Annotated in this window: 13 protein-coding genes; 2 read left to right on the top strand and 11 right to left on the bottom strand. The window is 72.0% G+C overall.

From position 1 onward, the window contains the following. Positions 1-250: 250 nt before the first annotated feature. The 5 genes from GXW74_RS00670 to GXW74_RS00650 all read right to left on the bottom strand — a co-directional run bounded on the left by GXW74_RS00670 (position 251) and on the right by GXW74_RS00650 (position 3,540). Positions 251-1,033 (bottom strand): alpha/beta hydrolase, encoded by a 783-nt coding sequence (locus GXW74_RS00670; RefSeq protein ID WP_211844341.1) that lies wholly within the window; start codon positions 1,031-1,033, stop codon positions 251-253. A gap of 88 nt (positions 1,034-1,121) precedes the next feature. Then, positions 1,122-1,379, bottom strand: coding sequence for a YMGG-like glycine zipper-containing protein (locus GXW74_RS00665; protein ID WP_211844340.1), 258 nt, complete (start codon positions 1,377-1,379; stop codon positions 1,122-1,124). A 522-nt stretch (positions 1,380-1,901) separates the two neighbouring features. Beyond that, a complete protein-coding gene (locus tag GXW74_RS00660) occupies positions 1,902-2,432 on the bottom strand; it encodes a hypothetical protein (protein WP_211844339.1) in 531 nt (176 codons plus the stop codon). Positions 2,433-2,671: 239 nt separating this feature from the next. Continuing rightward, entirely contained in the window at positions 2,672-3,388 is a 717-nt protein-coding gene (locus GXW74_RS00655; protein ID WP_211844338.1) for a hypothetical protein, read from the bottom strand. Continuing rightward, positions 3,385-3,540 (bottom strand): hypothetical protein, encoded by a 156-nt coding sequence (locus GXW74_RS00650; RefSeq protein ID WP_211844337.1) that lies wholly within the window; start codon positions 3,538-3,540, stop codon positions 3,385-3,387. Before GXW74_RS00650 ends, GXW74_RS00655 begins: the two co-directional genes overlap by 4 nt. A 63-nt stretch (positions 3,541-3,603) precedes the next feature. Here GXW74_RS00650 and GXW74_RS00645 point away from each other — a divergent pair, with 63 nt between their 5' ends. After that, positions 3,604-4,533, top strand: a complete 930-nt coding sequence (locus tag GXW74_RS00645) for a 3-hydroxyacyl-CoA dehydrogenase (RefSeq protein ID WP_211844336.1) — start codon at positions 3,604-3,606, stop codon at positions 4,531-4,533. A gap of 28 nt (positions 4,534-4,561) precedes the next feature. Next, positions 4,562-5,350 (top strand): DUF3592 domain-containing protein, encoded by a 789-nt coding sequence (locus GXW74_RS00640; protein ID WP_211844335.1) that lies wholly within the window; start codon positions 4,562-4,564, stop codon positions 5,348-5,350. 317 nt (positions 5,351-5,667) lie between these two features. On the opposite strand, the gene GXW74_RS00635 is transcribed toward GXW74_RS00640, so the two are convergent. The 6 genes from GXW74_RS00635 to GXW74_RS00610 all read right to left on the bottom strand — a co-directional run bounded on the left by GXW74_RS00635 (position 5,668) and on the right by GXW74_RS00610 (position 12,419). Further along, the gene (locus GXW74_RS00635) at positions 5,668-6,381 is read right to left on the bottom strand and encodes a metallophosphoesterase (RefSeq protein WP_211844334.1); all 714 of its coding nucleotides are present in this window, start codon (positions 6,379-6,381) and stop codon (positions 5,668-5,670) included. Then, entirely contained in the window at positions 6,378-7,253 is an 876-nt protein-coding gene (locus tag GXW74_RS00630; protein WP_211844333.1) for an ABC transporter permease, read from the bottom strand. The genes GXW74_RS00635 and GXW74_RS00630 overlap by 4 nt, the downstream gene beginning before the upstream one ends. A gap of 310 nt (positions 7,254-7,563) precedes the next feature. Then, on the bottom strand, positions 7,564-8,511 hold the full coding sequence (locus tag GXW74_RS00625; RefSeq protein WP_211844332.1) for an ABC transporter permease: 948 nt from the start codon (positions 8,509-8,511) through the stop codon (positions 7,564-7,566). A gap of 206 nt (positions 8,512-8,717) precedes the next feature. Continuing rightward, positions 8,718-10,241 (bottom strand): ABC transporter substrate-binding protein, encoded by a 1,524-nt coding sequence (locus GXW74_RS00620; protein WP_211844331.1) that lies wholly within the window; start codon positions 10,239-10,241, stop codon positions 8,718-8,720. Next, positions 10,238-11,290 carry an ABC transporter ATP-binding protein gene (locus GXW74_RS00615; RefSeq protein WP_211844330.1) on the bottom strand — a complete coding sequence of 351 codons (1,053 nt, stop codon included), beginning with the start codon at positions 11,288-11,290 and terminating at the stop codon, positions 10,238-10,240. The genes GXW74_RS00620 and GXW74_RS00615 overlap by 4 nt, the downstream gene beginning before the upstream one ends. Before the next feature lie 145 nt (positions 11,291-11,435). Next, the gene (locus GXW74_RS00610) at positions 11,436-12,419 is read right to left on the bottom strand and encodes an ABC transporter ATP-binding protein (RefSeq protein ID WP_211844329.1); all 984 of its coding nucleotides are present in this window, start codon (positions 12,417-12,419) and stop codon (positions 11,436-11,438) included. Between the last annotated feature and the right edge of the window lie 188 nt (positions 12,420-12,607).

Raw genomic sequence — 12,607 nt, 5'->3', positions numbered from 1 at the left:
TTCCGCACGGCGAAGGGACAGGAACAACAACGCCGGCCTCTTGTACCAGCACGCGGGACGCCCGGCCATCGTGGCTGTCCGGACCCAGAGCGGCGATCCCCTCGACGATGGAGAATTCCCCGCATCCGGCCGGTGTGCCGCGGCACCATCGGCATCCCCGCGCAGCGAAGCGCCGCCGCCTCACGCCCCGAAGGTCCGGAGATCGGAGTTTCCTGGCAGGGTCCGGGGGCGGCACCCCCGGGGGCCTTTCTCACCGCCGCAGGAAGTCGAGCGCGGCGCGCATCCCCTCCCCGCTCGCGTCGTTCAGCACGGTTGGGTGCGCTTCGCCCGGCAGCATCACCAATGCCCCGTTCCTGGCACCTTCCGCCATGCGCCGCGCGTGCTCCGCCGGGGTGATGCGGTCCTGCTCGCTCGCCACCACCAGCACCGGTGCCGCGATCCCGTGCAGGCGCGACAGGCTCTCGAAGCGGTGGCGCAGCAGCCAATCGGTGGGCAGGACGGGGTAGATGCCGCGTGCCATGTCGGCGACCGAGGTGAAGGGGCTTTCGAGCACCAGGGCCGCGATGCCGGCCTGGTTCTCGGCGAGGCGCGTCGCGACGGCGCTGCCGAGGCTCTCGCCCCACAGGGCGACGGGGCTGCCGGCGAAGCGCGCCCGCGTCCAGGCCAAATAGGACCTCGCGTCGCGGGCGATGGCCTCCTCTCCTGGCCTGCCCGGGTTGCCCCCGTAGCCGCGGTATTCCGCAAGAACAACGCCATAGCCGGCGCGGCGGAGAAGCGACCCGAGCCCCGTGCGGTCCTCGGCATTGCCGCCATTCCCGTGGAAGTGCAGCAGCACGGGGGCGCCTGGCGGTGCCTCGGCGACCAGGAAGGCGAGGTTCAGCCCGTCCTCGGTCCGCAGCGTTTCCCGTGTCCATCCGGGCGGCGCGGCGATCGCACGCGTGTCGGGCAGGAAGATCATGCGCTCCTGCCCGGCCCAGAGCGCTCCGACCAGGAGCAGCGGTATCGCGGCCAGTACGGCGATGGTCGTCAGCAATCCCCGTATGCCCCCTTTCCGGCGCGCGGTTCCCGAAGGTCCAGGAAGCCGGGTTTCCTGGCGGGGTCCAGGGGCGGAGCCCCTGTCGTCACTTCCCATCGCAAGGCTGCGTCCCGATCGCCATCCCCGCGAGCGCCCCCACCCCTGCCCCGATCAGCGCCCCCCGTCCGGCATCGGCGCTGGCCGATCCGGCGAGTGCGCCGATCCCGGCCCCGATGGCGGCGCCATAGGCTGCGCCGGCGGCGGGGTCCTCGCAGACCGGTGTCACGGGAATGGGGACCGGTGTCGGCTGCACGACGACGCATCCGGCGAGCGGCAGGGCGAGGATCGGCAGAAGGCGCTTCATCGCGGCGAGCCTCCTTCGCGAAGCGGGCGCGGATATGGCGGAGTTCAGTCCCGCCGGATCGCGTTCCCACGAAGTGGGCACGCCCGAAGCTCGACGGCTGCGCGAGGATGGGATGATGCCGACCGCTGCGGTTCAGGGCCGTCGAGCCATGCCGACGCCGCCCGGCGCGAACCGGAGCACCTCGCGCGGCGGCCTTGCCGGAGCCCTCATCCTTCGCACCGGCTGCCGGAAGCCGCTCCAACACCTCGATGGCTCAAGCCTCTCCGCCCGGTGATCCGAATCCGTGCCACCGGGCACCGCTGTCCTGTCCTGGTTCGAAAATCCTGCGGACGTCGTGCCCAGGCCATTGGCCATTGGTCCGGCGACCGGTCGGTCCGCTTCCTCCACCGGAGATCCGGCGAGGGAAGCGGACAGCACGCCAGAGCGCTTTCGGCGCGCCCTGGCTCACGGCAACCACGCCGGCGTCTCCTCCTCGCGAGCAACTCCACCCGACCAGGTGAATCCACCCGATCGGGATCCGATCTAACGCCCCCCAGGGCCCAGGGAGAGAGCAGCAAGCGCGCCGCTCGCACTTGGGATCCGCGGCGGCTGCGAGAGGCGACGGACGGTCTGGTCCGGCCCGGCGGTGAAGACGTTGCTCGGCAGCGCGCGGGCGACGCCGGCGCGATCATTCGCCTCGAGCGCGGTTGCGGCGGCGAGAAGCCCGTCGATCACCGCCTGCGACGGGGCCGAGGCCGGAATGCCGAGGGCACGGCGCCCCTCGTTCTTGGCCTGGGCAAGCCCGACGAGGGAACTGGACCTCGCCGTCTGCCAGACAGGATCGGCCGGCACCGCCTCCGCCAGATACTCCATGTTGGCGATCGCGCGCGCGGCCTGGGCAGGCTGCCCGGCCTGCGGTGCGCGGAAGAAGCTGGCCGCACCCTGGCGGGCCTGCGTGATCGGATCGGTGGTGACCGCCGTGGGCATTGCCGCACTCGGCATGGTGGGTGGCGGTTGGGCCGGCGCGCACGCGGCAGCGGCGAGCACGGCGGCCAGGACGAAGCGACGCAGCATTGTTGCCTCCCCAAATATTTTATCTAAGCGTATTCTTTTACCTCGCAATTGAAGGCGAGTTCCATGACGCCGATCAAACGGGGGCTTGCTTGGCGCCCGTTCGGAAACGCGCATCGCGGCGCGTTTCCGGGTCCGGCACCGGCCCGCCCCCCACCCGGCCACCCATTCCAGGATACTGACGGGCTGGCCGGCTTGGGTGGGGGGGGTGCGGGCCGGTGCCGGACTTCGCGGACGGCCTCTTAGCCGTAGCCCTCGCGCCGCAGCCGATCGCCCAGCACCTTCACCTGGACTTCCAGCGCGGCGCTTTCCTCCTCGCGCAGGCGATCGCGCAGGCCGCGGGCGCCGGCCTCGAGTTCCGCCAGCAGCGCGGGCAGGCCGGGCGGCGGCTCGGCGCCGGCGGCGAGCCGCGCGGCGATGCGTTCCAGCCCGTCGAGGTTCACGCCGAGGAAGCGGCGGGCTTCCTCGAGCCGCCCCGGGCGGCGTTCGAACTCGTCGAGCACGGCGCCGATCGCGACCGCGACCGGCACGAGGCGGGGTTCGGAGACGCGGCGAGCGGTCTCGGTCACCCGCAGCAGCCGCGCGCGTGCGTCGTCGAGCGGGCCGGGCGGGGCGGGTTCGGCAGGGGGCGGTGGCGCCGGGGCCTCGGCGACGCCGGTGTAGAGCAGCCGCGTGCCGCCCCAGGCGCCGGCACCGAGCAGCAGGGCGGCGACCGGGCCGGCCTCGGCGCCGAGGAAGGCGACGAGCGCCGCCGCCGCGCCCATCGTCGCCGCGGCGAGCTGCGCATCCCCTGCCCGGCCGCGCCGCATCAGCCAGGTGGCGAGCATGGGCAGGGCGATGCCGAGCAGGCAGCCGGCGAGCGCGACCTCCCGCCCCGCGAACAGGTTCACCAGCGTGGCCGGCAGCAGCGGCAGCACGGTGAAGGGCAGCAGCCAGCGTCGCCAGAAGGCCGAGATCATGTCGGCACCAGCGCAAAGACGGCGCGGAACAGGGCGAGCAGCCCCGCCACCCACATCGTCCCTGCCAGCAGGAAGAAGCCGAGCATGCGCGTGCCGAGCGGCGGTGGCGCGGTCGGCGGCGCGACATGGGGTGCGTTGCTTGGATCGCTCACGGAGCCTTAGATCGCCCAAGGCGAGCGCGCCTTCAAGGCGCACGGCCAGGGAAGGACGGTCGCATGGAACGGATTGCGGTGGTGGGCGCGGGGCTGATCGGCAGCGCCTGGGCGATGGTGTTCGCGCGGGCGGGGCACCCGGTGCGGATCTGGGACCCGGCGCACGGCGCCTCCGATGCCGCGATGGGGGTGGTGCGGGCGCGGCTTGCCGACCTGCACGCCGTCGGGCTGATCGTCGAGGCGCCCGAGGCCGTCGCCGCGCGCGTCGCGGTGGCGGCGACGCTGGAGGATTGCCTCGCCGGCGCGGAGCATGTGCAGGAGAACGGCCCGGAACGCGTCGAGGTGAAGCGCGAGACCTTCGCGAAGCTCGATGCGCTGTGCGGGCGGGAGGTGGTGCTCGCCTCCTCCACCTCCGGCATTCCGGCGAGCGCGTTCACGGAGGGTCTGGCGGGGCGGGCGCGCTGCCTCGTCGCGCATCCGGTGAACCCGCCCTATCTCGTGCCGCTGGTCGAGCTGGTCGGCGCGCCGTGGACCGATGCGGCAGTCGTCGCGCGGACCCGCGCGCTGATGGCCAAGGTCGGCCAGGTGCCGGTGACCGCGATGAAGGAGACCCGCGGCTTCGTGCTGAACCGCCTGCAGGCGGCGCTGGTGGCGGAAGCCTTCCGCCTGGTGCGCGACGGGGTGATGAGCGTCGAGGATGTCGATGCCTGCGTGAAGGAGGGCCTCGGCCTGCGCTGGTCCTTCATGGGGCCGTTCGAGACCATCGACCTCAACGCGCCCGGCGGCGTCGCCGACTATGCGGCCCGCTTCGGCCCGCTGATGGGCGGCATCACGGAGGAACAGGCGCCCTTCCTCTATGACGCGGAGACGGTCGGCCGCGTGGATGCGGCGCGCCGCGGCCTGCTGGCGCGGGATGCGATCGCCGAACGCAGCGCCTGGCGCGACCGGCGGCTGATGGCCCTCGCGGCGCACAAGCGGAATCAGGCAGGATGATTCGGTAGCAGCACAAGGCCAGGAGCCCATGCAGGTCACCTACCGGACGACGACGGTGAGCCACGGCGGGAGGATGACGCGCATCGTCTCCTGGATCCTGCTGCTGGTCGGGTTCGGGCTGCTGGCCGGGTCCGGCTTCGCCGCCTGGTCGGAGATCCAGTTCCGCCGCGTCGCCGTGGAGACCGATGGCCGCGTGGTGCAGATGCTGACGCGCAGCAGCCGCGACCGTGACGGGCGCAGTTCCCGCACCTACACGCCGGTCTTCGCCTTCAACCTGCCGAACGGAAAGGAGGTGCGGGCCGAGGGCTCGGTCGCCTCCAACCCGCCCTGCTGCACGGTGGGCGAGGCGGTGCGGGTGCGCTACGACCCGGCGCGCCCGGAGCGCGCCGCAATGGCCGGCTTCATGGAGAGCTGGTTCGTGGCGACGCTGCTCGGCGGGATGGGCGCGATCTTCGCCGGCTTCGGAGTGCTGACGATGCGCGTCTTCGGCCGCCGTGGGGTCGCGGCGGCGGCCGTGGCGGCGCTGCCCTCCTTCGCGGTGCCGCTGGCCGGGTTGCGGCGGGAACTGACGCGCGAGGGACCGCGATGGTACGTGCAGGCGCGCTGGCAGGATCCGCGCAGCGGCGTGGCTCGTCTGTTCGAGAGCGCGCCCCTGCCGTTCGACCCTGTGCCGCAGATGCGGCAGATGACGGCGGTGCAGGTGCAGTTCGACCCCTCGCAGCCGGATGGCCCCTATTGGATGGACCTCTCCTTCCTGGCACCGCCTGCCCCGGGCGCCGACGCGACCATGGCCGCCGGCCCGGTCCGACGCGGCTGAAGATGGAGGTCCAGGGGACCCGGTCCCCTGGCGGGGGTCTCGGGGGCGGCGCCCCCGAGCGGAGCGCGAGGCGGAGCCTCGCCCCTTTCGCCGCCCGGCGTTCCCCGTCCGCCCTCCCCGTGGCTTCCTCCCCGGGCCATCGGCCCCTGCCCTCAGCGGCCTGCCGGACCGCCCCCCCTGCGAAGACGATCCCGCGAGCTGCGCAGCGCCGGCACTTGCGCACATCCCGACCGCCTGGGACCACCCCGCCGGGCAAGACAGTCGTGACGGCGCAGGACCGGAGCGGCTGCCGTGGCCCGATGCCGAGGGCGGCCGTTCTAAGCCTGCAGGAATCCGAGCCGGTCGCCTTCCAGCACCGCGCAGGTCAGCGGCCCGCCGGACCACGCCGCGGTGTCCACGCAGATCCGGTTGTCGCGCACCACCGGCTGGAAACCTGCCGTATGCCCATGCACCACGACGAAGCCGTGGTCGCGCTCGCTGCCCAGGAAGTCGTGGCGGATGCGCAGCAGGTCCTCCCGCGACTGGTCCTCGAGCGCGATGCCGGGCCGGATGCCGGCATGGACGAAGAGGTAGCCGCCTTCCTGGTGCCACAGCCCGAGCCTCCGCAGGAAGCGGAAATGCTGCGGGGCGAAGTGGTCCGGCCAGGATTCGCGGGGCGTCGCGGGATCGACGCCCCAGGAATCGAGCGTCGCGCGCCCGCCCCCCCAGAGCCAGTCCGCCGCCGCGGCGCTGTCGCCCGAGAGCGCCGCGAGCATCGTCTCCTCGTGGTTGCCGCAGAGGAACATGGTCGGCAGGCCCGGCACGGGATCCTGCTCGATCAGGTAGTCGAGCACGGCGCGGCTGTCGGTGCCCTTGTCCACGTAGTCGCCGAGATGGATCAGCAGCGCCGAGCCGGCCGGGCGGCGCTTCAGGTCGCCCGCGATCTGCGCGTGCAGGTCGCGCAGGCGGTCCGCCGTGCCGTGGATGTCGCCGATGGCGTAGATGCGGCGCCCGCGCGGCAGGTCGCCGGGCGCCGATCGCAGTTCGATCATGTCTTGTCCGCGCGCGGGTCGAGCGCATCGCGCAGCCCGTCGCCCATCAGGTTGAATGCCAGCACGACGACCATGATGGTCAGGCCGGGGAAGATCGACAACCAGGGCGCCTGGGTCAGGAATCGCTGCGACGAGTTCAGCATCGACCCCCAGGACGGGTTCGGCGGCTGCTGGCCGAGGCCGAGGAAGGAGAGCGCCGCCTCGGCGATGATGGCCTCGGCGATGGCGAGCGTCGCCTGCACCAGCAGCGGCGGGATGATGTTGGGCAGCACGTGGACGAAGGCGGTGCGCCAGGCGGGGTTGCCGAGGGCGCGGGCGGCCTCGATCCAGTCGGTGGATTTCGCGTCCAGCGCCATGCCGCGCGACAGGCGCACGAAGACCGGGCTCGCGGTGATGGCGATGGCGAGCATCGCGTTCTCCAGCGCCGGCCCGAGGAAGGCGGCGAGCGCGATCGCCAGGATCAGGAAGGGCACCGACAGCATGGCGTCCGCGACGCGGGAGATCAGCGCATCCGTCCAGCCGCCGGCAAGGCCCGCCAGCAGCCCGAGCGGTACGCCGATCAGCAGCGCCCCGAGCACCGAGACCACGCCCGCCATCATCGAGGCCCGCGCGCCCCAGATGACGCGGGAGAGCACGTCGCGCCCGTTCTCGTCGGTGCCGAACCAGTGCTCCATCGAAGGCGGCTTGCGGATGCGCGCCCAGGAGGTCTGCAAGGGGTCGTAGGGCGCGATCAGCGGGGCGAGGATCGCCACCAGCACGAAGGCGAGGACGACGACCAGGCCGAAGACGGCCAGGCGGTGCCGCAGGAAGCGCCTGATGGCGCGGCGGGTCGGGCTTTCGCCGGCGGGGATGGCGGCGGCGGTGGCGCTCATGGCGTCGATGGTCCGGAATTGCGGGGGCGCTGCCCCCCCAGGCCTCCCCGGCCGGGTTCCCATTGCCGGTGCCTCGCATCGGCATCGGGCGCGCATGGGCCGAAAGGCCTTCCGAAACCATGACCAGACATGGGGCGGGGCGGCCCTTGCCGGCCAAGCATGGGGCAGCACGGCAGAACGGGCGCAAGGCGCGACCGCGCCCGGACCGGCAGCGGCCGCCGATGCGCCGGTGCGCGGCGCGCAAGCCAGGCGCGCGGATGCGCGCGACGGCGCCTGAGGCAATCCAAGGACAAGCGGCTGAGGAACGCCATCACGCGTTCCTCAGGCGCGGGTTGATGGCCATGTAGAGCATGTCCGCGACCAGGGAGAGCAGGACGAAGATCAGCGCGGTCGCGAGCACCACACCCTGCACCACCGGATAGTCGCGGTTGAACACGGCATCGACGATCAGCTTGCCGAAACCCGGGATGGTGAAGATCTGCTCGGTCAGCACGGCACCGGCCAGCAGGCGGCCGAACTCGATGGCGCCGAGCGTGATCACCGGGATCAGCGCATTGCGCAGCGCGTGCTTCCAGACGACGACGCGCTCCTTCAGCCCCTTGGCGCGCGCGGTGCGGACATAGTCCTGCGACAGCGCCGTCAGCATCGCCGCGCGGGTATGGCGCATCAGCACGGATGCCACGCCCGTCCCGAGCACGAAGGCCGGCATGATGGTGGTGGCGAGCGACTGCACCGGGTCTTCCGTCAGCGGCACGTAGCCGGACGGCGGCAGCCAGCCCAGTTCCACGCTGAACAGCAGGATCATCATGATCCCGAGCCAGAAGTTCGGCGTCGAGATGCCGAACAGCGCGATCCCGTTCGCCGCCCAGTCCGCCGGCGTGTCCTTGCGCACGGCGGAGAGGATGCCGAGCGGCACGCCGATCAGGATGGCGATGACGAAGGCCATGGAGGCGAGCTGGAAGGTGACCGGCAGCTTCGCCAGGATCAGCTCGCTGACCGGCACGCGGATGCGCCAGGAAAAGCCGAAATCGCCGGTCAGGACCTTCGACATCCAGATCGCGTATTGCCGGTAGATCGGGCGATCGAGGCCGAGCTCGGCGCGGATCTGCGCCAGCACGGCGGGGTCCCCGCGCTCCTCTCCGGCCAGGATGACGGCCGGGTCGCCTGGCATGAGCTGCTGCAGCCCGAAGATCAGGATCGACAGGATCAGAAGGGTGGGGATGACCTGCCCCACCCTGCGCAGCAGCCAGATGCCCATCTAGGGCGTCCCCGCGGCCGGCGCCGGCAGCGGGGCGGCCAAGACACGCGGCAGTCGGCGGATCGCGCGCATGCGCGATCCGGGAGCGCAACGCGCGCCCGCGCCCGGACGATCAGATGCCGCCGGCGCAACCGCGCAGGCCTGGCCGCACGTGAGTGCGGCGCCGGCACCCGAGGGCGACGAGGCGAAGGCCTCGGCGCGCATGCTCATTGAATCCTCATGCCCTGCAGTCGGATCATGCCGTCCGAGATCGGCCGGTAGCCCGTCAGCCGCGCGGTGTGCGCCATCACGTTCTTTCGGTGCCAGAGATAGATGCGTCCCACATCCTGGCCGAAGGCGATGCGCAGCACCTGGGCGTAGAGATCGCGGCGCTTCTCCACGTCGAGTTCGGTGCGCGCCGCATCGAGCAGGCGATCGACCTCCGGGTTGGAATAGCGGCCGTCATTCTGACCGCCGCCGGTGCGGGTGAAGGTGTAGATGTTGCCGTCCGGATCCGTGCGACCGGACCAGCCAACCAGGTAGGTCTGGAACTCGCCCCGGGTCGCCGCCTGGAGCGAGGAGGCGAACTCCATCGCGCGCAGGGAAAGGTTGAACCCGGCCTCGGCGACCATGGACTGGATCACCTCCCCCACCTGGCGGAGGTCGGGGTTGTTCGGGACCGTCATCTCGATCTGCACGGGCGTGGTCACGCCGGCCTCGCGCAGCAGGGCTCGGGCGCGCTCGACATTGCGCTGGGTCGGCGGGAAGTCGCGCACGTGGAAGGGATTGGCCGGCGGGAAGGGCTGCCGCGTCGGCGTGTACATGCCCTCATAGACCACCTGGTTGATGGCCGCGCGGTCGATGGCCAGCTCGAAGGCCTGGCGGACGCGGGCATCGCGGCCGAGCGGATTGTTCGCGCGTTCCCCGTTGCCGATGTTGATGGTGATGCCCTGGTAGCCGAGCTCGTCCACCGCCAGCGCGCGCAGGTTGCGGTTGCGCCCGATGGTGGCCATGTCGTCGGGCTCCATCCGCTCGACGAACTCGACGGCGCCCGATTGCAGGTTGGCGAGGCGCACCGTGTTGTCGGGGATGGGCAGGTAGGTGACGCGGTCGAAGTGGATGTTCGCCGCATCCCAGTATTCGCGGAACCGCTCGACGACGATGCGTTCCTGCGCCACGCGCTCGACGAAGCGGAAGGGGCCGGCGCAGACGGGGCGGGTGCCGAAGTTGCGCCCCAGCGCCTCGGCCGCCTTGGGGCTGACGATCATGCCGGCGCGGTCGGTCAGCGCCGAGAGGAACGAGGCGGACGGCGTCTTCAGCACGATCCGCACCGTGCGCGGGTCCACCACCTCGATGCGGTCCACTTCCGAGATCTCGCTGCGGCGGAAGGATCCCTGCAGCGTCAGGTGGCGGTTCAGCGAGTAGCGGACGGCCTCGGCGTCCATCGCCTCGCCGTCATGGAAGCGCACACCGTCGCGCAGGGTGATGAGCAGCGTCGTCGGGTTCTCCCACCGGAAGCCGGTGGCGAGTTGGGGCACGACCTCGAGCCGCTCGTTGATGTCGAACAGCTTGTCGCACAGCGCCATGTAGACGATGCGGCCGACATAGGTGCGCGACAGGGTCGGGTCGAGGATGTCCGGGTCCTCGCGCAGGCCGATGCGCAGGTTCTGCGCCTCGGCGGGGGCGAGCGTGACGGCGGCGGGAATGATCGCCGCGGCGGCAGCGAGGATGGCCTTGATGGTCGTCTTCATTGGTGCGCTCCCTGTTGGGGGGCAGGTGCCCGGAAGAAGGATTGCAGGCGCCGCAGGCGCTCGCCACCGGCAAGGCGTTCCGGCCGCGGCGGGGCCGGCGGCAGGCGCCCGGCCAGGTGGCAGGCGACGCGGTGGGTGCCGTCTGTGAGTTCCGGCTGCGTGACGCGGCATCGCTCCTCGACGAAGGGGCATCGGGTATGGAAGCGGCAGCCCGGCGGCGGCGCGATGGGGGACGGCACGTCGCCTTCGATCGGCGGTGCCTTGATGCCGTGCCCCGGGACGGCGGCGAGCAGCGCGCGCGTGTAGGGATGCCGCGGCGCGGAGAGCACGTCCTCCGCCGGGCCTTCCTCGACGATGCGGCCGAGGTACATCACCGCCACCCGGTCGGCGACGTGGCGCACCACGCCGAGGTCGTGGCTGATCAGCACGAAGGTCAGGCCGAGGTCGCGGATCAGGTCGGACAGCAGGTTGACGACCTGCGCCTGCACGCTGACGTCGAGCGCGGAGACCGGTTCATCGCCGACGATCAGCTTCGGCTGGCTGGCGAGCGCGCGGGCGATGGCGATGCGCTGGCGCTGGCCGCCGGAGAATTCATGCGGCCAGCGGCGCGCGAGTTCCGGCCGCAGCCCGACGCGGGAGAGCAGGTCGGCGACGCGGGCGCGTTCCTGGTTTCGCGGCACGATGCGGTGCAGGCGGAGCGGCTCGGCCACCGCCTGCTCGACCGTCATGCGCGGATCGAGGCTCGCGAAAGGATCCTGGAAGATGAGCTGCATGTCGCGCCGGCGGGCGCGCAATGCGGAAGGGGAGAGCTTCGTCAGATCCTCGCCGGCGAACCGGACGGTGCCGGCGTCGGGCTCGATGAGGTTGAGCATCAGCCGGCCGAGCGTCGATTTGCCGCAGCCGGATTCACCGACGATGGCAAGGACCTCGCCCTGCGCGACGGAGAGCGAGACGCCGTCCACCGCATGCACGGCACCGGCACGGCGGCCGAGGGCGTCGCGCACCGGGAAGCGCTTCACCAGGCCGTCGAGGGAGAGCAAGGGGGTCATCGGGAAGTCGGGGGGAAGGGAACTTCCCCCCGAGCCCCCCAACCTTCTTTGGTACTTGGGAAGTGACGTCCGAGGTCAGTCTCCAAAGGACAAAGAAGGGAGGGGGCTCGGGGGAGGTTCCCCTCCCCCGACCTTTCTGCCTGTCTCATGCCGCCTCCAGCACGCCATCCAGCGGCGCCCGCCAGCACGCCGAGACATGCCCTGGCGCGACCTCGGCGAGTGGCGGCGCCTCCGCCTCGCAACGCGCCACCGCGAAGGGGCAGCGTGGCGCGAAGCGGCAGCCGGGCGGCGGGTTGCGCAGGTCCGGCACGGTGCCCTCGATGCTGGCCAGGCGCTCGCCACGCTCCCCCTCCCCCGGCGCGGCGCCGAGCAGGCCGGCGGTGTATGGGTGCTCGGGGCGCGCGAAGAGCGTCGCGGCCGGCGCCTGTTCCGCGATGCGGCCGGCATACATCACCGCGACCTCGTCGGCATGGTCGGCGACGACGCCGAGGTCGTGCGTCACCAGCACCACGGCGGTGCCGGTTTCCCGCTTCATCTCGTCGAGCAGCGCGAGGATCTGCGCCTGCACGGTGACGTCGAGCGCGGTGGTCGGCTCGTCCGCGATCAGCAGCTTCGGGCGGCAGGCGAGCGCCATGGCGATCATCACGCGCTGGCGCATGCCGCCCGAGAGCTGGTGCGGGTACTGCCGCGCCCGGCGCGCCGCATCGGGGATGCGCACGCGGTCGAGCATGCGCACGGCCTCGGCGAAGGCGGCGGCCTTGTCGAGGCCCTGGTGCAGGCGCAGGGCCTCGGCCACCTGCTCGCCGGCGGTGAAGGCCGGGTTCAGGCTGGTCATCGGCTCCTGGAAGATCATCGCCATCTCGCCGCCGCGCAGCCTGCGGTGTTCCTCGGGCGACAGGGCGGTCAGCTCCCGCCCTCCGAGGCGGATCGCCCCGCCCACCCGCGCCGTCCCGGGGAGCAGCCCCATCACGGCGAGCGAGGTGACCGACTTGCCGCAGCCCGATTCACCGACGATGGCAAGGGTCCTGCCCTGCTCCACCCGGAACGAAACGCCGTCCAGCACGCGCACGGCGCGCCCGTCCTGGCGGAAGTCGAGGGTCAGGCCGATGACCTCAAGCGCCGGCGTCATGGCCTCACCCGGCGAGTGGGGCCCGCGTGGCGCGCGCAAGAAGATGTGACCGGCCGAGCCATGGCTCCAAAGAGCCCGCGCAGCCCGATCGTGCAAGCCCCCAGGCTGCGCAACGATCCGCGGCGGCGGGGCTGGCCGCCCAACCGGGCCGCAATCATTGCCTTCCGGGTGGGCAGTGCGGCGATCGG

It is taken from the genome of Neoroseomonas eburnea (assembly GCF_018129005.1).
Taxonomy (GTDB): Bacteria; Pseudomonadota; Alphaproteobacteria; order Acetobacterales; family Acetobacteraceae; genus Neoroseomonas; species Neoroseomonas eburnea.
This window is presented reverse-complemented; position numbering and strand designations above follow the sequence as displayed.

Bases quoted from the DNA above. Each gene is read 5' to 3' on its own strand.
- GXW74_RS00610 (WP_211844329.1), bottom strand. From the start codon at position 12,419: ATGACGCCGGCGCTTGAGGTCATCGGCCTGACCCTCGACTTCCGCCAG.
- GXW74_RS00655 (WP_211844338.1), bottom strand. From the start codon at position 3,388: ATGATCTCGGCCTTCTGGCGACGCTGGCTGCTGCCCTTCACCGTGCTG.
- GXW74_RS00635 (WP_211844334.1), bottom strand. From the start codon at position 6,381: ATGATCGAACTGCGATCGGCGCCCGGCGACCTGCCGCGCGGGCGCCGC.
- GXW74_RS00660 (WP_211844339.1), bottom strand. From the start codon at position 2,432: ATGCTGCGTCGCTTCGTCCTGGCCGCCGTGCTCGCCGCTGCCGCGTGC.
- GXW74_RS00625 (WP_211844332.1), bottom strand. From the start codon at position 8,511: ATGGGCATCTGGCTGCTGCGCAGGGTGGGGCAGGTCATCCCCACCCTT.
- GXW74_RS00615 (WP_211844330.1), bottom strand. From the start codon at position 11,290: ATGACCCCCTTGCTCTCCCTCGACGGCCTGGTGAAGCGCTTCCCGGTG.
- GXW74_RS00640 (WP_211844335.1), top strand. From the start codon at position 4,562: ATGCAGGTCACCTACCGGACGACGACGGTGAGCCACGGCGGGAGGATG.
- GXW74_RS00645 (WP_211844336.1), top strand. From the start codon at position 3,604: ATGGAACGGATTGCGGTGGTGGGCGCGGGGCTGATCGGCAGCGCCTGG.
- GXW74_RS00665 (WP_211844340.1), bottom strand. From the start codon at position 1,379: ATGAAGCGCCTTCTGCCGATCCTCGCCCTGCCGCTCGCCGGATGCGTC.
- GXW74_RS00630 (WP_211844333.1), bottom strand. From the start codon at position 7,253: ATGAGCGCCACCGCCGCCGCCATCCCCGCCGGCGAAAGCCCGACCCGC.
- GXW74_RS00620 (WP_211844331.1), bottom strand. From the start codon at position 10,241: ATGAAGACGACCATCAAGGCCATCCTCGCTGCCGCCGCGGCGATCATT.